The sequence below is a fragment of the Neobacillus sp. PS3-34 genome (assembly GCF_030915465.1).
In the GTDB taxonomy this organism is placed as follows: Bacteria; Bacillota; Bacilli; order Bacillales; family Cytobacillaceae; genus Neobacillus_A.
In genome coordinates this window covers 821,625-846,081 of record NZ_CP133267.1, presented here as the reverse complement: position 1 = coordinate 846,081, position 24,457 = coordinate 821,625, and the positions used below count along the sequence as shown (strand labels likewise).

The 24,457-nt window shown below is 40.5% G+C and carries 23 protein-coding genes and 6 pseudogenes; all 29 read left to right on the top strand.

Annotated features, from left to right (window positions below):
• Positions 1-16 precede the first annotated feature (16 nt).
• The 29 genes and pseudogenes from RCG23_RS04200 to dxr all read left to right on the top strand — a co-directional run bounded on the left by RCG23_RS04200 (position 17) and on the right by dxr (position 24,432).
• Positions 17-241: a flagellar FlbD family protein gene (locus RCG23_RS04200; RefSeq protein WP_308178719.1), complete on the top strand. Its 225-nt coding sequence runs from the start codon at positions 17-19 to the stop codon at positions 239-241.
• Positions 228-655: pseudogene (gene fliL / locus RCG23_RS04195) on the top strand (flagellar basal body-associated protein FliL). Before RCG23_RS04200 ends, fliL begins: the two are co-directional and overlap by 14 nt.
• A gap of 39 nt (positions 656-694) precedes the next feature.
• Positions 695-1,696: a flagellar motor switch protein FliM gene (fliM, locus tag RCG23_RS04190; RefSeq protein ID WP_308178718.1), complete on the top strand. Its 1,002-nt coding sequence runs from the start codon at positions 695-697 to the stop codon at positions 1,694-1,696.
• Positions 1,683-2,960, top strand: a complete 1,278-nt coding sequence (gene fliY, locus RCG23_RS04185; protein WP_308178717.1) for a flagellar motor switch phosphatase FliY — start codon at positions 1,683-1,685, stop codon at positions 2,958-2,960. Before fliM ends, fliY begins: the two co-directional genes overlap by 14 nt.
• 24 nt (positions 2,961-2,984) lie before the next feature.
• Entirely contained in the window at positions 2,985-3,347 is a 363-nt protein-coding gene (locus RCG23_RS04180) for a chemotaxis protein CheY (protein ID WP_308178716.1), read from the top strand.
• Positions 3,348-3,463: 116 nt separating this feature from the next.
• A pseudogene (gene fliO / locus RCG23_RS04175) lies at positions 3,464-3,958 on the top strand (flagellar biosynthetic protein FliO); the annotation flags it as partial.
• An 82-nt stretch (positions 3,959-4,040) separates the two neighbouring features.
• On the top strand, positions 4,041-4,706 hold the full coding sequence (gene fliP / locus RCG23_RS04170; RefSeq protein WP_308178715.1) for a flagellar type III secretion system pore protein FliP: 666 nt from the start codon (positions 4,041-4,043) through the stop codon (positions 4,704-4,706).
• Positions 4,707-4,720: 14 nt separating this feature from the next.
• Positions 4,721-4,990, top strand: coding sequence for a flagellar biosynthesis protein FliQ (gene fliQ / locus RCG23_RS04165; RefSeq protein ID WP_308178714.1), 270 nt, complete (start codon positions 4,721-4,723; stop codon positions 4,988-4,990).
• A 4-nt stretch (positions 4,991-4,994) separates the two neighbouring features.
• Entirely contained in the window at positions 4,995-5,771 is a 777-nt protein-coding gene (gene fliR / locus RCG23_RS04160) for a flagellar biosynthetic protein FliR (protein WP_308178713.1), read from the top strand.
• Positions 5,772-6,854, top strand: coding sequence for a flagellar biosynthesis protein FlhB (gene flhB, locus RCG23_RS04155; protein ID WP_308178712.1), 1,083 nt, complete (start codon positions 5,772-5,774; stop codon positions 6,852-6,854). It begins immediately after the preceding gene.
• A gap of 351 nt (positions 6,855-7,205) precedes the next feature.
• Positions 7,206-9,242 carry a flagellar biosynthesis protein FlhA gene (gene flhA / locus RCG23_RS04150; protein ID WP_308178711.1) on the top strand — a complete coding sequence of 679 codons (2,037 nt, stop codon included), beginning with the start codon at positions 7,206-7,208 and terminating at the stop codon, positions 9,240-9,242.
• Positions 9,239-10,413, top strand: a pseudogene (flhF, locus tag RCG23_RS25855) (flagellar biosynthesis protein FlhF). Before flhA ends, flhF begins: the two are co-directional and overlap by 4 nt.
• Before the next feature lies 1 nt (position 10,414).
• Positions 10,415-11,278, top strand: coding sequence for a MinD/ParA family protein (locus RCG23_RS04135; protein ID WP_308178709.1), 864 nt, complete (start codon positions 10,415-10,417; stop codon positions 11,276-11,278).
• A gap of 8 nt (positions 11,279-11,286) precedes the next feature.
• Positions 11,287-12,390: a protein-glutamate methylesterase/protein-glutamine glutaminase gene (locus RCG23_RS04130; RefSeq protein WP_308178708.1), complete on the top strand. Its 1,104-nt coding sequence runs from the start codon at positions 11,287-11,289 to the stop codon at positions 12,388-12,390.
• Between the two features lie 21 nt (positions 12,391-12,411).
• On the top strand, positions 12,412-13,686 hold the full coding sequence (locus RCG23_RS25850) for an Hpt domain-containing protein (protein WP_374049806.1): 1,275 nt from the start codon (positions 12,412-12,414) through the stop codon (positions 13,684-13,686).
• Positions 13,671-14,462: a chemotaxis protein CheA gene (locus RCG23_RS25845; RefSeq protein ID WP_374049805.1), complete on the top strand. Its 792-nt coding sequence runs from the start codon at positions 13,671-13,673 to the stop codon at positions 14,460-14,462. The genes RCG23_RS25850 and RCG23_RS25845 overlap by 16 nt, the downstream gene beginning before the upstream one ends.
• 38 nt (positions 14,463-14,500) lie before the next feature.
• On the top strand, positions 14,501-14,968 hold the full coding sequence (locus RCG23_RS04120) for a chemotaxis protein CheW (protein ID WP_308178707.1): 468 nt from the start codon (positions 14,501-14,503) through the stop codon (positions 14,966-14,968).
• Positions 14,969-14,978: 10 nt separating this feature from the next.
• Complete coding sequence (locus RCG23_RS04115; protein ID WP_308178706.1) at positions 14,979-15,620, top strand: chemotaxis protein CheC; 642 nt, start codon at positions 14,979-14,981, stop codon at positions 15,618-15,620.
• Positions 15,613-16,108, top strand: a pseudogene (locus RCG23_RS04110) (chemotaxis protein CheD). The gene RCG23_RS04115 and the pseudogene RCG23_RS04110 overlap by 8 nt, the downstream one beginning before the upstream one ends.
• Positions 16,109-16,297: 189 nt before the next feature.
• A pseudogene (locus tag RCG23_RS04105) lies at positions 16,298-17,064 on the top strand (FliA/WhiG family RNA polymerase sigma factor).
• A gap of 79 nt (positions 17,065-17,143) precedes the next feature.
• Positions 17,144-17,464: a hypothetical protein gene (locus RCG23_RS04100; RefSeq protein WP_308178705.1), complete on the top strand. Its 321-nt coding sequence runs from the start codon at positions 17,144-17,146 to the stop codon at positions 17,462-17,464.
• Positions 17,465-17,473: 9 nt separating this feature from the next.
• Complete coding sequence (locus tag RCG23_RS04095; protein WP_308178704.1) at positions 17,474-18,028, top strand: hypothetical protein; 555 nt, start codon at positions 17,474-17,476, stop codon at positions 18,026-18,028.
• 144 nt (positions 18,029-18,172) lie between these two features.
• Positions 18,173-18,877: a 30S ribosomal protein S2 gene (gene rpsB, locus RCG23_RS04090; protein WP_308178703.1), complete on the top strand. Its 705-nt coding sequence runs from the start codon at positions 18,173-18,175 to the stop codon at positions 18,875-18,877.
• Between the two features lie 163 nt (positions 18,878-19,040).
• The gene (gene tsf, locus RCG23_RS04085; protein ID WP_308178702.1) at positions 19,041-19,925 is read left to right on the top strand and encodes a translation elongation factor Ts; all 885 of its coding nucleotides are present in this window, start codon (positions 19,041-19,043) and stop codon (positions 19,923-19,925) included.
• Positions 19,926-20,063: 138 nt separating this feature from the next.
• Positions 20,064-20,786 carry a UMP kinase gene (gene pyrH / locus RCG23_RS04080; protein WP_308178701.1) on the top strand — a complete coding sequence of 241 codons (723 nt, stop codon included), beginning with the start codon at positions 20,064-20,066 and terminating at the stop codon, positions 20,784-20,786.
• Positions 20,787-20,788: 2 nt separating this feature from the next.
• A complete protein-coding gene (frr, locus tag RCG23_RS04075; RefSeq protein ID WP_308178700.1) occupies positions 20,789-21,346 on the top strand; it encodes a ribosome recycling factor in 558 nt (185 codons plus the stop codon).
• A 322-nt stretch (positions 21,347-21,668) separates the two neighbouring features.
• Positions 21,669-22,446, top strand: a pseudogene (locus RCG23_RS04070) (isoprenyl transferase).
• A gap of 19 nt (positions 22,447-22,465) precedes the next feature.
• Complete coding sequence (locus tag RCG23_RS04065) at positions 22,466-23,257, top strand: phosphatidate cytidylyltransferase (protein ID WP_308178699.1); 792 nt, start codon at positions 22,466-22,468, stop codon at positions 23,255-23,257.
• A 32-nt stretch (positions 23,258-23,289) separates the two neighbouring features.
• On the top strand, positions 23,290-24,432 hold the full coding sequence (gene dxr, locus RCG23_RS04060) for a 1-deoxy-D-xylulose-5-phosphate reductoisomerase (RefSeq protein WP_308178698.1): 1,143 nt from the start codon (positions 23,290-23,292) through the stop codon (positions 24,430-24,432).
• Positions 24,433-24,457: the final 25 nt, after the last annotated feature.

Genomic DNA, 24,457 nt, shown 5'->3' with positions numbered 1-24,457 from the left:
TAGCCCTGATATAACCGTGATAAAAGTAACACGATTAAATGGAAAGTCTTTTATGTTAAATGCATTTTATATCGAAATGGTTGAATCCTTTCCTGACACAACGATCTCCTTATCAAATGGGCATAAATATGTCGTGAAGGAATCTGTAGAAGAAACAGTATCAATGGTTGAAAAATTCTATCGTTCTGTTAATCTTCTGGGTCACCAGCAGTTGGAGGGATTAGATAATGAAGAAAAATAAATTGGTAATGATTATGTTAATCATGCTGGTTGCTATCATGCTAGTTGGTGCTGTTGCGGCTGTTGTGATCATGAAAATGAATAATACAGCGGATAAAAAGGGCCAACGATAGATGAAGTGCTGGAAAACTCAGTTGATATCCCTCAACTCACTACCAATCTCGCAAGCGATGATTTTATCAGAATTTCCTTTAAAATTCAGACCGACAGTACTGATGCGAAGGATGAAGTACAAAAAAGAGATTTTCAGGTGAAGAATCTTATTATCCAGGACCTTTCTGAAAAAAAAGCAGAGGATATCCGCGGAAAAGAAGGGAAACAGGAGCTTGAAAATTCTCTGAAGACCCAAATCAACGAGTTGATGCAGGATGGAAAAGTGGTCAAGGTATACATTACGGATTCTCTTCTCCAATAATATGATACATAAATCACTATCGATATGGAGGTGAGGCTGATGGCTGGAGAAGTATTGTCCCAAAGTGAAATTGACGCCCTGCTTTCGGCACTGTCGACGGGAGAAATGGATGCAGATGAACTAAAAAAGGAACAGACAGAGAAAAAAATAAGGGTATATGATTTCAAACGTGCCCTGCGTTTCTCTAAGGACCAGATTCGAAGTTTAACAAGAATCCACGAAAACTTTGCGAGGCTGTTAACCACCTATTTCTCAGCACAGCTTCGAAATTATGTGCAAATTTCGGTAGCTTCAGCGGATCAAATTCCATACGAGGAATTTATCCGGTCAATTCCGAAAATGACCATCTTAAATGTTTTTGAAGTAATGCCTCTTGATGGGCGGATATTGATGGAAGTGAATCCGAACGTTGCTTATGCCATGCTGGACAGGCTGCTGGGAGGAAGAGGAACGAGTGTCAATAAAGTAGATAATTTAACTGAGATTGAAACAAAAATAATGTCAAATATGTTTGAACGTGCTTTTGATAACCTTAAGGAAGCATGGAGTACATTAGCTGATATCGATCCGATGATGACGGAGTTTGAAGTAAATCCTCAATTTCTTCAAATGGTTTCTCCGAATGAAACGGTCGTGGTCATTTCCTTGAATACCATCATTGGAGAAACAAGCGGTATGATCAATATTTGCATTCCACACGTGGTTCTTGAACCGATTATTCCAAAGCTTTCAGTCCATTATTGGATGCAGTCGGAAAAAAAGGACAGAGAACCGCAGGAAGTAGCACTTCTTGAAAAAAGAATACAAAACGCTGATGTTTCGGTAAGTGTTGAACTTGGTAATGCCGATATAACGATTCAGGATTTTCTGATGCTTGATATTGGGGATGTAATAGAACTGAATCAGGGAATATCAAAACCTTTGCAGATAAAAATTGGTGATATTCCTAAATTCATTGGACAGCCAGGCAAAGTAAATAAAAAATTGGCCATTCAGGTTTTAGATACACTGAAAGGGGGAGACGACAATGGTGAGCGATGAAATGCTCTCTCAAGATGAAATAGATGCCTTGCTCCGCGGGACGGAAGACGAGTCGTTTGAAATGGAAGAAAAATTTGAGGAAATAGAGTATTTGTCTCCTTTAGAAAAAGATGCTCTAGGAGAAATTGGCAATATATCTTTTGGCAGCTCTGCGACGGCGTTATCGACCTTGTTAAATCAAAAGGTTGAAATCACGACGCCCACTGTCACTGTGGTGGACAAACGATATCTTGCTGATGAATTCCCTCATCCTTATGTTGGAATTCAGGTCCATTATACAGAAGGCTTTTCCGGTACTAATCTGCTTGTAATCAGGCAAAGTGACGCTGCAATCATTGTAGATTTAATGCTTGGCGGAGACGGAACAAATCCTTCCGAGCATATGGATGAAATCCAACTAAGTGCTGTACAGGAAGCAATGAACCAGATGATGGGATCTGCTGCAACCTCCATGTCTACAGTATTTAATAAAAGGGTAGATATTTCTCCTCCATCCATAAATATTTTGGATGTGAAGCATGGGGAAGGTACAGACCAAATACCAAAGGATGAGAAATTCGTAAAGATTTCTTTCCGCCTAAAGGTTGGTCAGCTTATCGATTCAACCATCATGCAGCTATTGCCGCTCGAATTTGCTAAAAGGCTTGTAACCGAATTAATGAATCCAAGCCAGCCAGAGGCAGAAGCAGTTGTGAAGCATGACCCAGAAAAAGTGAAAGCAATTGAGCCTGAATTTCAGCAGCATAATCCTAGTATGCAGGGCGGACAGTCAATGGAGCCACAACATGGAAATGGCTACTTTTCCAATGACCAGCAAAACCAACAGCAGACTTGGGAAACACAGCAGCAGTGGCAGCAGGCACCTAACTATCAGCAGCATCCGCAGCCAATTCAGCAAACAGGGCCTCAGCATCTTGGCATGACCTTTAACGGAGGAAGCCAGCCGAACATACAGCCTGCGGTATTTTCAAATTTTGAACCTTACCCGCAGCAGGAGCCAGAACAGAAAAACCTAAACATGCTGCTTGATATTCCCTTGCAGGTAACAGTGGAACTTGGCAGAACAAAACGTTCGGTTAAAGAAATATTGGAACTCTCGTCTGGGTCTATCATTGAACTGGACAAGCTTGCTGGTGAGCCTGTTGATATACTCGTAAATAACCGTTTAATTGCCAAGGGGGAAGTTGTTGTTATTGATGAGAACTTTGGAGTACGTGTTACAGATATAATCAGCCAAAGCGACAGAATAAAAAAATTACGCTAAATCAACCTGGGGGTAAAAGAATAAATGGCACACAAGATTCTTATCGTAGACGATGCAGCATTTATGAGAATGATGATTAAGGATATTTTAACGAAAAATGGTTTTGAAGTAGTCGGAGAGGCTGCTGATGGAGCTCAGGCGGTTGAGAAATATAAGGAAACGCACCCTGACCTTGTTACAATGGATATCACTATGCCAGAAATGGACGGGATTACAGCGTTAAAGGAAATCAAGAAAATAAATCCAAGTGCAAAGGTTATCATGTGCTCTGCAATGGGACAGCAGGCAATGGTTATTGATGCCATTCAGGCAGGGGCAAAGGATTTTATTGTAAAGCCATTCCAGGCGGACCGCGTTATTGAAGCAATATCTAAAACATTAAGCTAAGGAAACAAAAGATTAGAGGGTGTCGAACCTTGTTGAATTCTCAAAAATGGATTAAAGTAATTCTCCTTGTTTTCATTGCTCTGCTGGGCACGCAGCGCGCTGCCTTTGCAGAGTCAATGAATAACAGCGTAAAGGATTGCATTGAACATAAAGAAAAATGTCAGGATAGTGGACCAGCGGCTCAAAAACAGAGTTCTGAAACAACAAAAGCAGCCACTGTTGGTGTTACGTTTTGGGATTTTATCCGGATGATTTTTGCACTTGCATTTGTGGTTGCCCTGCTTTATTTTCTCCTAAAGTTCATTAACAAGAAAAGCAGAACGTACAAAAGCTCACAGCTCGTTGAAAATCTCGGAGGAACAAGCCTTGGAGCTAACCGTTCTGTACAAATTATAAAAGTAGCTAATCAGGTTCTCGTTGTAGGCGTTGGTAGTGAAAGCATCCAGCTGTTAAAGGAAATAGTCGACCCAGAGGAGCAGAGGCAAATTCTTGATGAATACAACAGCAAAGTGGAACAGCTTGTGCAGCCAAGCGATATTGTGACAAAGATGATTGAAAGAACAAGAAACCGTCATTCAAAAAAGGACAGCGGAAGCTCTTCTTTTTCCTCTTTACTGAAAAAACAGCTTGATGATCTATCAAATGGGAGAAAAAAGATATTTGAAGAAATGGAGAAGAAGGGCCAGACAAACGATGAATCAGTTCATGGATTATTTCAGCACCAGCTCACCAGAGAATGTATCGACTTCAGTAAAACTTCTATTGCTTCTGACAGTACTTTCTCTGGCTCCAAGCATTTTAATATTAATGACTTGTTTTACTCGAATTATCATTGTTCTTTCCTTTGTCAGAACGGCGCTTGCAACTCAACAAATGCCGCCAAATCAAGTTATTGTAGGTCTTTCCCTGTTTTTAACTTTTTTCATTATGGCCCCCACATTCCAGCAGGTAAATGATAAAGCATTGACACCGCTGTTTAATGAAAAAATTACGCTTAATCAAGCTTATGACCGGGCTTCACTTCCCTTAAAGGATTTTATGAGCGCCCATACAAGACAAAAAGATCTGGCCTTGTTTCTCGATTATACGAAAGCTAAAAAACCGAATTCAATTAAAGAAATTCCATTAACTACATTAGTACCGGCCTTTGCCATTAGCGAAATCAAAACTGCGTTTCAAATCGGATTTATGATTTTTATTCCTTTTCTAGTAATTGATATGGTGGTCGCCAGTGTATTGATGTCAATGGGTATGATGATGCTGCCGCCAGTTATGATATCGCTGCCCTTTAAAATTTTGCTGTTTGTCCTGGTAGATGGATGGTACTTGGTCGTTAAATCTTTATTACAAAGCTTTTAAGCAGGTGAAAGAAAATGAGCGAAGAAATGGTTGTTTCGATAGCTGAAAGGGGAATCTATACGGTTTTAATGGTTTGCGGACCTCTTATGATCGTAGCCCTTGTCGTTGGCCTTATTATCAGCATTTTCCAGGCAACTACACAAATACAAGAGCAGACTCTTGCTTTCGTACCGAAAATAATTGCGGTTATGCTAGGCATAGTATTTTTTGGACCATGGATGCTGAGCAGGATGCTGTCATATGCGAATGAGATATTTTCAAACTTAACGAGATTTGTAGGATGATTGTATGAATGATTTATTGCCTGACTTCCCTGCCTTCTTATTAATCTTTGTAAGAGTATCTTCCTTTTTCCTGATGATGCCGCTGTTTTCCTATCGTACAATACCAGCTGCCCATAAAATCGGGCTTAGTTTTTTCCTTGCCTGGATAATGTTTTATGCGATTGATCCGCCAGCCTTGGAAGTCAACGGAGCTTTTTATCTTTTAATTATTAAGGAAGCGCTTGTTGGCCTTCTGATTGGATTTGCTGCATATATGATTTTATCTGCTATCCAAATTGCCGGTGGGTTCATCGATTTTCAAATGGGTTTTGCGATCGCAAACGTTATCGATCCCCAAACCGGAGCACAGAGCCCTTTATTGGGACAATATTTATATACCTTGGGACTTTTACTTTTACTTTCAATAAACGGACATCACCTTTTAATTGATGGTATTTTTTACAGTTATCGGTTTATTCCAATTGATCAGCCCTGGCTTCATCTTGGTAACGCCAACATTGCAGAATATGTAGTCAAATCATTTAGCTCCGTGTTTATGATGGCCTTGCAGATGTCCATTCCGGTTGTAGGAAGCCTTTTTCTAGTAGACATTGCTCTGGGGATTGTCGCCAGAACTGTGCCACAGCTGAATATCTTTGTAGTTGGTCTTCCTGTGAAAACATTGGCAGGTTTTATTGTCATCATCGCTGTAATGGGTGTCTTGATCATGGCAGTTTCCAATCTGGTTGAAACGATGCTGACTACAATGCGTGGCATGATGGAACTGCTTGGAGGTTCATAAATGTATTTGTTAAAGCTGAATTTGCAGTTGTTTGCAGGTGAAAAAACCGAAAAAGCAACTCCGAAAAAACGGCAGGAGGCAAGAAAGAAAGGACAAGCCGCAAAGAGCCAGGACATCAATACTGCGGTAGTACTGCTGTCAGTTTTCCTTTTTCTTCTTTTTGCAGGAAATTACTTGAAGAATGGGATATTTTCATTATTCAGGCATTCATTACAGGAAGATTTATTAATGAATTTAACTGAAAATAATGTTCAGGTTCTATTTCTCGCAACTATGAAAGGAATGGCCCTATATCTTGGTCCCATCATGCTGGTTGCACTTATTGGCGGCGTTATTTCTAATTATTTTCAGGTAGGGATTATCTTTTCTGCTGAGGCCATACAGCCAAAGCTTGAAAAAATTAATCCAATTAGCGGATTTAAAAGAATCTTTTCGATGCGGGCTATTGTCGAACTCGTAAAATCGATTTTGAAAATTGGCTTCATCGGCGCCATCACATTTTCTGTTTTATGGAACAAAATGGATGAAATCCTTGTCCTTGCCCAAAAGCCAGTAGGAACCGCCCTGGCTACTCTTGCCAGCCTGACAGTCAATATGGGTTTATATGCCTCAGGGGCATTGCTGTTCTTGGCGCTTTTAGATTTCCTCTATCAAAAATATGATTTTGAAAAAAATATCCGAATGTCAAAGCAGGACATAAAGGATGAATATAAGAACACAGAAGGCGACCCGCTCATAAAGTCCAAAATAAAGCAAAGACAGCGGGAAATGGCAATGCGCAGAATGATGCAGGAAGTACCAAAGGCAGACGTAGTCATCACAAATCCTACCCATTTTGCCATTGCGATCAAATATGACGAAACCAAGCAGGATGCTCCTTTTGTTGTTGCGAAGGGTGCGGACTTCTTAGCGCAGAAAATAAAAATGATTGCTAAGGAAAATGATGTCATTACGGTTGAGAATCGTCCCTTGGCAAGAGCATTATTCGGTCAGACTGAAGTCGGTGATACGATACCGGAGGAATTTTTTAAAGCAGTAGCCGAAATTCTTGCATTCGTATATAGAACAAAAAACAAAATCTAAGACAAATAAAATTAGGCTGTTTTCGTAAACTTTGTTGCTATTTAGAATGAATCAGATAGTTGATAAAGAAGTTGATTGGAGCGGAAGGTGCGAGCTCCTCGAAAATGCTATTGCATTTCCTTCGTGCGGTGTTGATTCTAGGAAGCTAATTCAACGTCCTGCGGGAGCAGTGGGACGGGTGAGACCCCGCAGTCGCTTTAGCGACGAGGAGGCTCACCGCCCACCCCGCGGAAAGCGAGCATCCTGAAGCGGAAATCAACTATTACTAAAAACAACAATCTTTTAGAAAAAAGCATAAAATTAATAATTCACCAAGTGTTTTAGTTACTGGAGAATAAGGAGAGAAATGCGATGAAAGCCAGAGATTTAACGGTAATGCTAAGTGTAATTTTAATAGTGGCTATGTTAATTATTCCATTTCCAACATGGCTCCTTAGCATTCTGATCATTTTGAATATTTCTTTGGCGCTGCTTGTTTTGCTTATATCCATGAACATGACAGAACCGCTCCAATTTTCAGTGTTTCCGTCGCTGCTCCTATTATTGACATTATTTCGCCTCGGCTTAAACGTATCAACTACAAGGGCGATTTTAACACATGGCGATGCAGGAGACGTTGTTGAAACTTTTGGAACCTTCGTTGTTGGGGGAAATGTAGTAGTAGGTCTTGTTTTATTCCTGATTTTAATTATTATCCAGTTTATCGTCATCACAAAAGGTTCAGAGCGTGTTTCTGAAGTTGCGGCACGCTTCACCCTTGATGCCATGCCTGGTAAGCAGATGAGCATTGATGCTGATTTAAATGCCGGAATGATTTCTGAACATCAGGCTAGGGAACGACGGGAAAAGGTATCAAAAGAAGCGGATTTCTATGGGGCGATGGATGGAGCCAGTAAATTTGTTAAAGGTGACGCTATTGCTGGAATCATTATCGTTCTGATTAACCTGATTGTCGGAATGATCATTGGAGTACTTCAGCAAGGAATGGCTGTTGCTGAAGCTGCTAAACATTTTTCATTAATGTCAGTCGGGGATGGAATAGTGAGCCAGGTGCCTGCTCTTTTAATTTCTACCGCGACAGGTATCGTAGTTACAAGAGCTGCTTCCGATGGAAATCTTGGTAAAGATATTACCTCCCAGTTACTTGCCTATCCGCAGATGCTTTATGTAGCAGGAGGGACGATTTTCTTTTTAGGGCTTTTTACTCCCATTTACGATTTGCTGACAATGCCGATAGCTGGCCTTCTCATATTTGGCGGCTATATGTTCTCAAAAGCACCAAAAACGGATAAAGATCAGCTGCAGGAAATCGAAGAAGAAATTGAAACAGATGAAATGAAAAGCCCTGAAAGTGTAGTAAACCTTCTTAATGTAGATCCGATAGAATTCGAATTTGGTTATGGGCTAATCCCTCTTGCCGATGCAAATCAGGGCGGAGATTTACTGGATCGGATTGTTATGATCCGAAGGCAGCTTGCGATAGAGCTTGGCCTTGTCATACCAGTGGTCAGAATCCGCGATAATATTCAGCTTCAGCCAAATGAATATCGGCTGAAAATAAAAGGGAACGAAATGGCAAGAGGGGAACTATTGCTCGACCACTATTTAGCGATGAGCCCAGGTATTGAGGATGATTCAATAGAAGGTATCGATACAATAGAACCTTCCTTTGGGCTCCCAGCTAAGTGGATAACAGATGAAATGAAGGAACAGGCAGAAATATTCGGTTATACGGTTGTAGATCCCCCTTCGGTTGTATCAACGCATATTACCGAAGCGATTAAAGCCAATGCCAGTGATTTACTGGGAAGGCAAGAGACGAAACAGCTTATCGACCATTTAAAAGAAAGCTATCCAATTTTAGTTGAGGAAGTTACACCAAATCCGCTGTCAGTAGGAGAGGTTCAAAAAGTATTGGCAAAGCTGCTAAAAGAAAGTGTGTCTATACGAAACCTGCCTGTTATTTTTGAGACCTTGGCAGATTTCGCAAAGGTGACCTCAGATTCGGATATCCTATGCGAATATGTCAGACAGGCTCTTGCACGGCAAATAACCAATCAATATGCCGGACAGGGAGATACATTAAAGGTAATGACTTTGTCGGGTAGGATTGAAAAGGCAATTGCAGACAGCATCCAGCAGACAGAGCATGGAAATTATTTATCGCTGGATCCTTCTGTTTCTCAAAATATTTTGGAATCGGTGGCAGGACAGGCTGAGCAACTTTCGCTAATGGAACAATCACCAATTATCCTTTGCTCTCCAGCAGTAAGAATGTATGTTAGACAATTGACAGAAAGATATTTTCCAAAAATGCCAATTTTGTCTTACAATGAACTGGAAGCAAACGTAGAGGTACAAAGTGTTGGGGTGGTGAATATTGAATGAAAATAAATAAATTCACGGCTGCTTCCATGCCGGAAGCAATGAGGCTGGTACGTGCTGAATTAGGCAATGACGCAGTCATATTAAACTCAAGAGTGATAGAAACAGGCGGTTTCTTAGGCTTTTTTAGGAAAAAGAACTTCGAGGTTATTGCTGCTGTAGATCCTGCGACAAAGCAGGACAGCAGGCCTGTTATAAAGGAAAAAAAGAAAGCACCTCAAGGTCCGTCAGTAAAAGAAACACCTGGAAAAACTGATTTTTCCAGGCTGTTTGCAAACCCGGAAGCAGCAGCTCCAAATGTACCAGATGATTTGTTAAAAGAATTGAGTGAAATTAAGAAACTTATAAAAACAGAGCGGTCCGGTAATGACGCGTCGAAAGGGAGTTATCCTGAGCAAATAATGGATATTCAGCAATTGATGGAGGAGCAGGAATTCTCGCACCAACTACAGGAGCATTTCCTGGGTTTATTACTGGAGAAGTGGTATATGAGAGGACAGAAAAGTGATAGCAAGGAAATCACTTCCTGGTTTCGTGAAGATCTGCAGGCTTTTTTAAGCGATACCGACTTTGGCGGGCTTTCATTCACAAAAAAGTTTATCAACGTCGTAGGGCCACAGGAGTCGGCAAAACTACTACTCTAGCTAAAATTGCTGCCGACTGTGTCATAAAATATAAAAAGAAGGTTGCTTTTATTACTACCGACACTTACCGAATTGGTGCGATAGAGCAATTAAAAACTTATGCAAAAATCTTAAATGTACCACTTGAGGTATGTTATAACATTGATGATTTTAAAGAGGCTTCCCAAAAATTTGAGGATTACGATATTGTTCTCATAGATACGGCAGGCCGAAATTTCAGAAACAAGCAGTATGTTGAGGATTTGCAAAAAATAATAGATTTTAACAAGGATATGGAGACATTTCTTGTATTATCGCTGACTGCCAAACAAAAGGATATGGAGCAAATTTATCGGCAATTTTCAATCGTTAATATTAATAAATTAATTTTTACGAAAGCAGATGAAACTTCTGTCTATGGACCGATGATCAATATGATAAAGGATCATCAAATCGGAGTGTCATATGTGACGAATGGGCAAAATGTGCCGGATGATATGACGTCTGCAAACCCTGAAGTCCTAATTAATTTATTACTAGGGGTCGAGTAGCATGAATGACCAGGCAGAGAGCTTACGTTTAAAATTGATTGCGCAGGAAAACCGGACCAATACGAAAGCGATTGCTGTTGTAAGTGGAAAAGGAGGAGTGGGAAAGTCGAATTTTTCCCTAAATTTCTCCTTGTCCTTATGCAAGAGCGGTTCATCTGTACTACTAATTGATATGGATATCGGGATGGGCAATATAGACATTCTAATGGGAAAAACATCTGCTAAATCGATTGTTGATTATCTATCCGGAGAGGCTCATCTAAGGGATGTTGTTTTGGACGGTGGAGGGCTAAAGTATATTGCAGGTGGGTCTGGGCTTTCCCAGCTGGTTAAAATGGAAGAAAAGCAAGTGGCCATCCTGATTGGCGAATTGCATACCCTTTTGGAAGCATATGACTTTGTTATCTTCGATATGGGAGCAGGTATTAATGAAGAGTCCTTAAAATTTCTTCTTTCCGTCGATGAAATTTTTGTTGTGACAACACCTGAACCGACATCCCTGATGGATGCGTATGCAACGATGAAGTACCTTCATCTCGTTAATCCCTCGCTTCCTTTTTATCTAATAGCCAATAAAGCCGAATCCATTAAAGAGGGCAGAGAAACATTGCAGAGGTTGGGTAATGTGTTAAAACGGTTTTTAGATCGGGAAGCAGCTTCACTTGGGATTCTTCCTGAAGATCGTTCCCTGCAGCAGGCAGTTGCCAGGCAAATTCCTTTTCTGGATTTTAATCCGAAATCTCCTGCCTCAAGGGCTATGTTAGAGATAACGGAACAGTATAAACAAAGCAGTGTGCCGGAGATTCCATCATCCTCTTCTATTTCCTTTGTTTCAAAGTTAAAGAAATTTCTTTTTGAAAGGTAGGATATCAAATGGATAAAATCAAGACCTTAATCGTCGATGATTCAGCATTTATGAGGAAGCTGATCCAGGATATTCTATCCGTTTCTGCACGAATAGAAATTGTAGGAACAGCGAGAAATGGCGAGGACGCACTTAAAAAAATAAAAGAATTAACGCCTGATGTTGTTACGATGGACGTGGAGATGCCGGTATTAGATGGGCTGGAGGCATTAAAGCTGATTATGAAAGAGGCTCCTGTTCCAGTTGTAATGCTTTCAAGTACAACAAAAGAAGGCGCAGAAAATACTTTCCTTGCCATGCAATACGGTGCGGTTGATTTTATAGCCAAGCCTTCGGGTGCGATTTCCCTGGATCTTCAAAAAGTCGGAAAAGAACTCATTGAAAAGGTTATCTCTGCCAGTAAAGCCAATATTAAAAACCTTTTAAATAAAACCCCTGTCAAAAAAAGAACTGAGCTGCATGCTGAAGAATATAGTAAAATAGACCTAAAGGCAAGCTCGTCGAAACGGCCAATCGCAAACATGAAATGGAAACCGGCAGCTAAGAAACTCATTTGCATTGGTACATCTACAGGGGGACCACGTGCTTTGCAAAACGTATTGACCAAATTTCCTGCAGACATCAAGGCACCTATTCTGGTAGTGCAGCATATGCCTCCAGGCTTTACCAAATCCCTTGCAGCGAGAATGGATGCACTGTCCCAGATTGCTGTAAAAGAGGCTGAGGATGGTGAGCTGCTTCAAAATGGGACTGCTTACATCGCACCTGGGGGATACCATTTAAAAATCCGAACAGCTGAAGCCTCCAGGCTTGCTGTTCAGCTTGACCAGTCACCACCTGAAAATGGGCATCGCCCTTCGGTGGATATTTTATTTAAATCTGCAGGCAGCCAACAGGAATATGCGAAAATTGCTGTTATTATGACAGGAATGGGAGCAGATGGAACAAAAGGGATAATCGAGTTGAAAAATCGGGGCAATGTTATGGCCATTGTTGAATCGGAAGAAACCTCTATCGTTTATGGGATGCCAAAAGCAGCTTTTGCAACAAAATTAATCGACGAAGTGCAAAATGTAGAGGACATTGCCGACGCAATTATGAAATATGTTTAATATCCGAGGGGTGTAGGGCACATGGAAATGAGCCAATATTTAGAAGTGTTTATTGAAGAAAGCAAGGAGCATTTGCAGGCTTGTAATGAGCATTTGCTGGAATTGGAAAAAAATCCGGAAAATCTGGCGATCGTGAATGAAATTTTTCGTTCTGCACATACCCTGAAGGGAATGTCAGCGACGATGGGCTACGAAGATTTGGCTAGCTTAACCCATCAAATGGAAAATGTATTGGATGGTATCCGCCATTCAAAAATTTCTGTTACACCTGAATTGTTAGACGTTGTATTTCTTGCTGTCGATGATTTGGAAGCTATGATTCTTTCCATCTCAGAAGGTGGGGACGGGAAAAGGGATGTTTCGGAAGCTGTTCGGAAATTAAAACTTATTGAGAGTGGCGAAAGTCCTGCCCAAATTATTTCACAAGCAGAAGCTGCATCCTCTTTAGCAGTTTTAAACAAACCATCTATTGGTGTTTACGATGAATTTGAATTGACCGTTTTGCAGCAATCAAGAGAACAGGGATTCTTTCCATATGAAATTACTATTTCCTTAAGAGAAGACTGTTTGTTGAAGGCTGCACGTGTTTATATGATTTTCGAAGCGATTGAAAGGCTGGGTGAAGTGATTAAGGCTACTCCCCCTGTCGATCAGCTGGAGGAAGAACAATTTGATACAACATTTACTGTTACCCTCGTTTCAAAGGAGGAAGGCAGTGTAATTGAACGAGCTATCCTAAATGTTTCCGAGGTTGAAAAAGCTGAAGCCAGTCTTATTTCAACACAGGACCTCCGTGTAAAAGAAGAAGAAATTGCTGAAATTCCTGTACAGGAAACGGTCATAGTTTCAACAGCAGACGCGGCGCTGTCAGAAGATAAAAAAGATGAGAGCTCAAAGAACGCCAATGGAAAACAAGCGAATGCCGGCAGCAAAACGATTCGGGTAAATATTGAGAGACTGGATATATTAATGAATCTTTTTGAAGAACTGGTTATTGATCGCGGGCGCCTTGAACAAATATCCAGCGAGCTTAAAAATCAGGAGCTAAACGAAACAGTTGAACGTATGTCCAGGATTTCTGGTGATTTACAGAATATTATTCTTAATATGCGCATGGTGCCGATTGAAACGGTCTTTAACCGATTCCCACGGATGGTCCGACAGCTGGCCGGGATCTTAATAAAAAAATCAATCTCGAAATCATTGGTGCAGAAACCGAACTCGACAGGACTGTTATCGATGAAATTGGCGATCCGCTTGTCCACCTTCTTCGGAATGCAATGGACCATGGAATAGAAACACCTGATGTCAGAAGGGCAAATGGAAAGAATGAAGAGGGAACTGTCTTATTAAAGGCATATCACAGCGGCAACCATGTCTTTATTGATATAGAAGACGATGGAGCAGGAATAAGCAGGGACCGAGTCCTCAAAAAAGCCATCAAGAATGGAATTATATCGGAAAAGGAAGCTGGGTCATTAACAGATAAACAAGTTTTTGGTTTAATCTTTGCCTCCGGATTTTCAACAGCCGAAAAAATTTCAGATATTTCAGGGCGAGGGGTTGGCCTTGATGTAGTAAAAAATACGATCGAATCTCTGGGTGGGACGGTAACAATCGATTCGGAACTTGGGAGAGGCTCGATTTTTTCTATCCAGCTTCCGTTAACCCTATCCATTATTTCAGTAATGCTTGTCGAAATTCAAAAAGAGAAATTCGCAATTCCTCTTTCATCCATCATTGAGACAGCTATCATTAAAAAAGAAGAAATATTAAATGCACATAACCAAAAAGTAATTGATTTCAGGGGCAAGGTTGTTCCGCTTTTATTCTTGAAGGAATTATTCGAAGTGCCTGTGCATAAAGAGGCTGATGGCTATTATTCCGTTGTAATCGTCAGAAAAGGGGATAAAATGGCAGGCCTTGTGGTTGATTCATTTATTGGCCAGCAGGAAGTGGTTCTTAAATCGCTAGGAAATTATCTATCCAATATATTTGCTATATCAGGTGCCACTATTCTCGGAGACGGACAGGTTGCACTAATAGTGGATTGCAATGCACTGATTAAATAAATCTGTTTATGAAAATGATTGTATAGGGGTGGACCATAGTGACTGAAACATTGACTTCGGATGTTAAAATTATCGTTTTTCAATTAAAGGATAAAGAATACGCTATACCCGTGAACCAGGTGCGATCCATTGAAAAAGTACAGCATATTACGCGTGTCCCAGGAACCATTCCATTTGTAAAGGGCGTCATTAATTTACGGGGAGTGGTAACGCCAATTATCGATTTGCGGAAAAGATTTCAAATCGATGAAGAGGCATTTACTGACAGCACCAGAGTTATAATCGCGGCGCTGGACGAAATGGAAGTTGGCCTCATTGTGGACTCTGCAAATGATGTCCTTGATGTGAGTGCTGATTCAATTGAACCTCCGCCTGTGATTGTTGGGGGAATGGATACACCATACATAAATGGCGTCGTGAAAATTGAGAAAAGGCTGTTAATACTCCTTGATCTTTCCAAGGTACTGAATGATAAACTGGAGGGTCCCATAGGAACTGAGGGATAAAGGTGAACATATGGGATTTATTAATCAATTTTCGTCAATACACCTTGATTTACTAAAAGAAATAGGAAATATCGGAGCTGGAAATGCGGCTACCGCTTTATCCAAGCTCTTAAATAAAAAAATCGAAATGAATGTACCGAATGTACAAATTGTATCCTTTGATGAAATGGTAGAAATGGCAGGGGGCTCCGAGAATACCGCAGCCAGCGTTTTTCTAAGAATCGAGGGAGAAGCGCCTGGTAATATGTTCTTTATCCTGCCCCTTTCCCAGGCAGAGAATTTTATCCAGCAAATGATCGGAAAAGAGGAATTTTCCTTTTCAAATTTACCGTATAACGAAATTGCACTTTCAGCACTGCAGGAACTGGGCAATATATTAATTGGTTCGTATTTATCGGCATTATCGGATTTTACGAATTTATCATTATATCCATCTGTTCCTGCATTAAGCATCGATATGGTAGGAGCAATCATTAGTTCTGGCTTAATGGAGCATTCTCAAGTCAGTGATTTTGCCATAGTCATCGATACTGCTTTCAAAGAAGATATTGTTGAGGCGGCTGGTACAGTTAGGGGTCATTTCTTTATGCTTCCTGATCCTGATTCCTTTAGGACGATTTTTAAATCACTCGGAGTTAAAGAAAATGGATAAATGCCTAAATGTTGTCAAAGTAGGCATTGCTGATGTGAAACTTGTGAAAGCTCCAGATTTAATTAGGACCTCAGGGCTGGGGTCATGTGTTGGAGTGGTTTTATACGATTTGGCGAGGGAAATCGCCGGCTTGCCCATATTATGCTGCCAACGTCGAGTCTTGCGAAACAGGAGGAATTTAACCAGGCTAAATATGCAGATACTGCGTTAGTTCAGCTTGTTTCCATGCTTAAAGAAAAAGGGGCAAGAACCGCGTCACTTACAGCTAAGATAGCTGGAGGCGCTCAAATGTTCCAATTTACATCAGGGAGTGACATGATGAGAATTGGCGTAGAAATGTCGAAGCTGTCAAAAGTGAATTGGAGAAGCTAAGAATCCCTATTCTGGCAGAAGATGTTGGCGGAAACAGCGGACGAACAATTGAATTTGATCCGAGAAAAGGGAGTTTAATGGTTCGGACCGTTAACAAAGGTACTCATGAAATTTAGCTTTTAACCCGTTTGCTTTTAGGATCGCCAAAGCCATTCTTCTGCGGGAGAGTGGCTTGTTTTCTATAAACTAGCGCTTGCGCTATTCAAAAAATAGGAAATATGAAGCTTCTATTACCCTGGCAATTATTTGGTATAATGGCAGTATAATGATGTGCCGTTAGATTGATAGCAATAAGGAGGAGTAGAATGGTACAGGCTTCTGCATCAGAAGAACAATCGAACTGGGAAAAATGGATTAATACCAGGGATGCGAATGCAGGCAACTTTCTAGTGAAAAAGTATATGCCTCTCGTCTCTTACCATGTTCAGCGAATATCGGTCGGCTTGCCGAAAAATGTATCCAGGGATGATTTGAAAAGCCTTGGTATGATAGGGCTGTACGATGCGCTTGAAAAATTCGACTACACAAGGGATTTGAAATTTGATACTTACGCTTCCTTTCGAATCAGAGGCGCGATTATAGATGGCCTAAGAAAAGAAGATTGGCTACCAAGAACGACAAGGGATAAGGCGAAAAAAATTGAAGCAGCCATAGAGCGGCTTGAACAGCGGAACATGGGAACAGTCACATCAGCAGACATTGCCAGCGAATTGGGGATGGAGGAAGATGAGGTTTGTTCCACAATGAATGAGCATTTTTACGCGAACGTATTATCGATTGATGAACAGCCGTCAGAACAGGATGAAAAGGATGGAGCATCTTTTATTTTAAAAGATGACAAGGCTGAACTTCCTGAAGACAAGCTATTAAAGGACGAACTGTTTGAAAATCTATCCCGGCAGATTGGCAGCCTGAATGACAAAGAACAGCTGATCATCAGCCTATTTTATAAAGAAGAATTAACGCTTACAGAGATTGGACAGGTAATGAATCTGTCAACCTCGAGAATCTCGCAAATTCACTCCAAGGCCTTTTTAAACTGAGGCACTCACTGGAGAAAGCGATTCATTAATAAAATAAGAGAGGCAATTTGGAGTATGGACCATACCTTTCTTTGTAGTGAAAAATGAATACATAAATTGGGTGATAGCATGAGTCTCAAGTTAGTCGAATTGCAAATTGCATTGCCGAGAACTTATGAAGCAGGGAAGATTCAGGAACAGCTGCAGCATCGAGGGCAAATCGCAAATGATCATGCCGCCCTAGAGATGCAAAAGATAGAGGATCAAGCCCGTTCAACAGTTGTTAAGCAAGAACAGAAAGGACAGGCTGAATTAAATCAGGATGGACATGGTTCACAGCAAAACAGCAATGAACGTAAGAAAAATCAAAATCTTCGTTCCTCAGAGCACCCAGAAAACCTACCAGAGAAACATCCATACAAAGGGACGATTATTGATTTTAGTGGATAGAGGGGTAGAATGAATACTTTTCTTTTATTTATCAGTTTTCTTTTAAACGGCTTGACGATTTATGCAGTCATCGTATTATATACAAGACAGAATCGCCTGGCCGAAGTAGAAAAAAGACAGGAAAAAATGATTAAAGAAATGGAGGAAATGATTTCTTCCTACCTTTTTGAAATGAAGGAAGAAAATGAAGACTTCCTAAATAAGTTTAACAGGCTTAATAAAAAGATTCCTTTGCCATCATTTGAAAAAAGAATCACTGAGGATACATTGAGTACAACAGCCGAACAGAAAACAAATGAAATTAAGGCGCAGCCACTTAATACCTCGAATACAATCAGGCTGCAAGCAGCCAAAGCCTATCAAACGAACTTGGTGAATAAACCCGCTGAAATAACACCACCTGAAGAAAACAGTCTGCCTGTCTCGGATGCAGAATTTCTTATTAATCAGGTTAAAAGTTTAGCAAAACAAGGTTTAACAGAAGAAGAAATTGCCAAAAATCTTAAGCGTGGGAAAACAGAAATAGAGCTTTTACTTAAATTTCATCAAAATACGCAGGAATAGCTTGATTGTATTTCTGACTTGTGCTATATTATGACATGGTGTTAATACACACGCTCATGGATTTAAACAGATGGTGCTGTTTATACAGTTTCTGTTTGAAAATGAGATGGGCGGAGGAAAATAAAAACCGTAGGAGGAACTACAATGTCAGTCATTTCAATGAAACAATTGCTTGAAGCTGGTGTACACTTCGGACACCAAACTCGCCGTTGGAACCCTAAGATGAAGAAATATATCTTCACTGAGCGTAACGGCATCTACATCATCGACCTTCAAAAAACAGTTAAAAAGGTTGAAGAAGCTTATAACTGGGTTAAGGACCTTGCTGGTAACGGTGGAACAATCCTTTTCGTAGGAACTAAGAAACAAGCTCAGGATTCTGTTAAAGAAGAAGCAGGCCGTTCTGGCATGTACTTCGTTAACCAACGCTGGTTAGGCGGTACATTAACAAACTTCGAAACAATCCAAAAGCGTATTGGCCGTTTGAAAGATATCGAAAGAATGTCTGAAGATGGCACTTTCGAAGTCCTTCCTAAAAAAGAAGTTGTTCAATTGAAGAAAGAACAAGAACGTCTTGAAAAATTCCTAGGCGGAATTAAAGACATGAAGAAACTTCCAGATGCTTTATTCATCATCGACCCACGCAAAGAGCGTATCGCTGTTGCAGAAGCTAAGAAATTGAACATTCCTATCGTAGGAATTGTCGATACAAACTGTGATCCAGATGAAATCGATGTTGTTATTCCAGCAAACGATGACGCTATCCGCGCTGTTAAACTATTAACAGGCAAAATGGCTGACGCTATCCTTGAAGCAAAGCAAGGCGAAGAAGTCGCAGCTGCTGAATAATTATTCGTTGTAAACATAAAAAGGTGATAAGAGGGAGCACCCTTTATCACCTTTTTTTAAAGAAAACCCGGCTATTTTTGCTAAAGAAAACAAACCATGTTAAGTCAAGCCAAATATGGCTAAAATATGGGTACATATTCAAACTAAAGGAGGACGTATTATTATGGCAGTTACTGCTCAAATGGTTAAAGAATTACGTGAAAAAACAGGCGCTGGAATGATGGATTGCAAAAAGGCGCTTACTGAAACTGATGGTGACATGGACAAAGCGATTGATTTCCTTCGTGAAAAAGGTATTGCTTCTGCTGCTAAAAAAGCAGACCGCATTGCAGCTGAAGGTACAACTTTCATCCTTGAAGAAGGAAATGAAGCTGTTATTCTAGAAGTAAACTCTGAAACAGATTTCGTTGCTAAAAATGAAGGCTTCCAGGTTCTTGTAAAAGAATTGGCTACACACCTTCTTAACAACAAGCCTGCAAGCGTAGAAGAGGCTTCTGCTCAAACAATGGAAAACGGCGCAACTGTTGCGGACCATATCAATGCTGCGATTGCTAAGATCGGGGAAAAACTGACTCTTCGCCGCTTTGAAGTGAAAACAAAAACAGATAACGACGCTTTTGGTGCATACTTGCATGCTGGCGGCCGTATTGGCGTTCTTACAGTGCTTGAAGGCACAACAGATTCAGCGGTTGCTAAAGACGTTTCTATGCACATCGCTGCACTAGGAGCTAAGTATGTTTCCCGTGACGAAGTATCACAGGAAGAAATCGAGCATGAGCGTCAAATCTTGACTCAACAAGCTCTTAACGAAGGCAAGCCAGAAAATATCGTAGCTAAAATGGTTGAAGGCCGTCTTGGCAAATACTTTGAAGACGTATGTGTTCTTGACCAGACATTCGTTAAAAACCCTGATTTAAAAGTACGCCAATATGTTGAATCAAAAGGCGCTACAATTCGTGAGTTCGTACGTTACGCAGTTGGAGAAGGTATCGAAAAACGCGAAGACAATTTCGCTGAAGAAGTTATGAACCAGGTAAATAAACAATAATTCCTTTAAAGGAATCAGTTGAAATAAGTTGAAAATAGGGGACACTTTGTGTTCCCTATTTTTAAAGAAAAAAGAGCATATGAATAGGACGAATCATTCTATACGGCATGCTTTAAGAAATTACATATGGAGGTACACATGGGCAATCCAAAATACAAACGCGTTGTATTGAAATTAAGCGGTGAAGCACTTGCAGGAGAAACGAGCTTCGGAATTCATCCTTCTGTTATTAAATCGATTGCAGGCCAGGTAAAGGAAATTGCCGAACTAGGTGTAGAAGTAGCAGTGGTTGTCGGCGGCGGTAATATTTGGCGAGGAAAAATAGGAAGCGAAATGGGCATGGACAGGGCAACAGCCGATTATATGGGAATGCTTGCGACTGTAATGAACTCACTTGCACTTCAGGACAGCCTGGAGCAATATGGAGTTGAATCCCGTGTTCAGACTTCCATTGAAATGCGCCAAGTTGCTGAGCCATATATCAGAAGACGTGCGATCAGGCATCTTGAGAAAAAGCGTGTTGTCATTTTTGCAGCAGGAACAGGAAATCCTTATTTCTCAACTGACACAACTGCAGCATTAAGAGCAGCTGAAATTGAGGCTGAGGTTATTTTAATGGCAAAAAACAATGTTGATGGAGTTTATTCTGCTGATCCTCGTTTAGACAAAAATGCCACTAAATACGATCAATTAACTTATCTTGATGTCATCAAGGAAGGTCTTGCAGTCATGGATTCAACAGCTTCTTCTCTATGTATGGATAACGATATTCCGCTGATTGTCTTCTCTATTATGGAAAAAGGGAACATTAAACGTGCTGTTATGGGTGAAAAAATCGGAACAATTGTAAGGGGGAAATAATAATGCCAAAGCAAGTTATAGCCGCTACAAAAGACAGAATGACAAAAGCAATCCAGTCTTATACACGTGAGCTTGCGAGTATTCGTGCAGGCAGAGCAAGCGCGTCTCTTTTGGACAGAATCACAGTTGATTATTACGGAGCTCCAACACCAGTGAACCAAGTGGCAGGCATCTCGGTTCCTGAAGCAAGATTGCTTGTAATCCAGCCTTATGATAAGTCGATTCTAGGTGATATTGAAAAAGCGATTTTAAAATCTGACCTGGGTTTAAACCCTTCAAATGACGGTTCTATTATCCGCATCATGATTCCGCAGCTTACAGAGGAACGCCGGAAAGAGCTTGTAAAGGTAATTAAAAAAGAATCAGAAGAAGCAAAAGTGGCAATCCGAAACATTCGCCGTGATGGCAATGACGATTTGAAAAAGCTTGAAAAAAATGGTGAAATCACTGAAGATGCACTAAGAGGCTATTCTGATGACATCCAAAAGATGACGGATGAGTATATTACAAAAATTGATCAGCTTACCAAGGATAAAGAAAAAGAAGTTATGGAAGTATAACGAGTCTTCTTGAGTAAGTCGAATCTGGGCACAAATTGTGCCCGGACTTTATGGTTATTCTCCCCCTCTATTAAAGGGGGTTTTTTCAGCTTTTTTAGGGATTAAAGCACTTGAATGTTCAAATAAATAGTGATCGGTGACCGGGAAGTATTTTGCCCTTCTTTATTGGAACTCTTGTACATAAGTTATTTAATAGAGATATCTTTCTGTTTTTTTGGTATGATAGGAACATATGGCAAATACATGAATGTATTTGATTCAAGCATAAGGGGATTGGTCTGCTTCGGAGGAAACGATCAATTTTATTTGGAGGAGCAATGTTATGTTAAATAGAATAAAGCTTTGGAAGAATAATCAGAATACCTCTTCCACTCTCCGAGAAAGAATTGAGGAAATAAAGAAGCTTCCTGTACCTGGCCATGTTGCGATTATCATGGATGGTAATGGAAGATGGGCAAAGAAGAGGCCTTGCCAAGAATTGCAGGCCATCATGAAGGAATGAAGGTTGTCCGAAAAACAACAAAACTGGCAAATCAGCTTGGACTCAAAACGCTGACATTATATGCTTTTTCTACAGAAAATTGGAAAAGGCCAAAAATGAAGTGGATTATCTGATGAAACTGCCCGAGGAATTTCTTGGGACTTTCCTGCCGGAACTAATAGAAGAAAACGTTCAAGTTAAAATGATCGGTTATAAAGAGCAGCTTCCTATACATACGCTTAAGGCTCTTGAAAAAGCAATTGATGATACAAAAGATAATAATGGATTAGTTTTAAATTTCGCACTGAATTATGGAAGCCGTGCTGAAATAATTGATGCAGTAAAGCGTGTCTTAATTGACTCAAAAAGTGGAATAATAGATGAAAACCAATTAAATGAAGAAAATTTTTCTTCCTACCTGATGACATCCGAATTGGATGACCCGGATCTGTTAATTCGCACAAGCGGAGAAATCAGGCTGAGTAACTTTATGCTCTGGCAGCTGGCGTATACAGAATTCTGGTTTACCGATGTATTATGGCCAGATTTTAATGAAGAGCATTTAGTGGAAGCAATCGAGGCATTCCAAAGCCGCCAGCGCCGCTTTGGAGGAGTTTGAAAAAGGTGTTGAATTTAATATGAAGCAAAGAATTGTAACAGCAGTCATTGCAGCGGCACTATTTTTACCAATTGTTATATACGGTGGACTTCCAGTAACCATTTTAGCATATTTGCTTGCGACAATTGGCTTATACGAGCTTCTGAAAATGAGGAAAATCAATATCCTGTCTGTTCCCGGGATCATATCAGTCCTTACTCTATGGGTGTTTATGCTTCCTCGTGAATACCAGGGTATATGGGGTGATTTTTACTATTCGAAAACGGAACTGGCCATTTTGGCCGTTTTTCTATATTTAATTTATACAGTGCTTACTAAGAATCGCTTTACATTTGAAGATGCTGCGTTTTCTATATTTTCGGCGGTTTATGTTGGCATTGGATTTTATTTTTTTAATGAAACCAGACAAGAAGGCGGTCTCGTTTACATTTTTTATTCCCTCTTTATGATATGGGCAACAGATTCCGGAGCCTACTTTATCGGAAAAGCGATGGGGAAGAGAAAATTATGGCCTGAAATCAGCCCGAATAAAACAGTTGAAGGCTCTCTTGGTGGAGTGATATGCGCATTAGTTGTTGCGGTGCTGTTCGTTTTATTTACGGATATTGACGCATCAATATGGCAGCTTATTGGAATTACGGCGGTATTGTCTGTGTTTGGCCAGCTAGGCGATTTGGTTGAATCAGCTTTTAAACGGCATTATAATGTAAAGGATTCAGGAAATATTCTCCCTGGCCATGGTGGAATCCTTGACCGGTTTGACAGCCTGATTTTTGTTTGGCCATTACTGCACTTTTTCCACCTGTTTTAAATTGTCCTTAACACCTAGGAGTTGAAAAATAGTTGAAGTTCATTAGTTTGTTAGGAGCTACCGGTTCAATCGGTACCCAGACTTTAGATATCATAAAAGAGCATCAAGAGGAATTCAGGCTTGCTGCCCTCTCTGTAGGGAGAAATATCGACTTGGCAAGAAAAATTATTGCTGACTTCCAGCCTGAGCTTGTTTCTGTCCAGGAAAAACAGGATTATGAGACACTTAAAGCGGAATTTCCACAGTCCCGTTTTACTTTTGGAGAAGAAGGGCTGACAGAGGTTGCGGTCTATGATAAAGCGAATATTCTGGTAAATGCCGTATTAGGCAGTGTGGGGCTTTATCCTACACTAAAAGCCATAGAATGCGGGAAAACAATTGCGATTGCCAATAAAGAAACGCTTGTTACTGCTGGCCATCTCGTAATGGAAGCTGCAAGGAAATATGGTGTTTCACTCCTTCCTGTTGATAGTGAGCATTCAGCCATTTTCCAGGCTCTTCAAGGCGAACAGTCTAAAAACATAGAACGTCTGATTTTAACAGCCTCAGGGGGAAGCTTTCGGGACAAAAGCCGGAGTGAACTAGAAGGCGTAACAGTTCAGGATGCACTTAATCATCCAAATTGGTCGATGGGTGCAAAAATAACCATCGATTCAGCAACCATGATGAACAAGGGACTGGAAGTTATCGAGGCACACTGGCTATTTTCGATGCCATATGAAAAGATAGATGTTCTTTTGCACAGGGAAAGCATTATCCATTCAATGGTAGAATTCCATGATAGCAGTATTATCGCTCAATTAGGAACGCCTGATATGAGAGTTCCGATTCAATACGCGCTAACCCATCCTGACAGGGCACCGCTCCTATCATCGAAACGATTAAACCTGGCTGAAATCGGTTCACTTCATTTTCAAAAAATGGACTTTGAACGCTTCCGCTGCTTGCGCTTTGCCTTTGAAGCAGGCAAAAGAGGAGGCAGTTTGCCTGCGGTAATGAACGCAGCCAATGAGGCTGCTGTTGCAGCATTTCTGGAAGGTAAAATCAGCTTTCTGAAGATTGAAGATTTAATTGAACAAGCATTAAGCGCCCATCAAACGATAGAAAATCCAAGCCTCGAAGTTATACAAGAGGTTGATAAAGAAACGAGAAAGTACGTCTGCTCACTTCTTTGAAAAAAGCAATAATTGCAATACATTT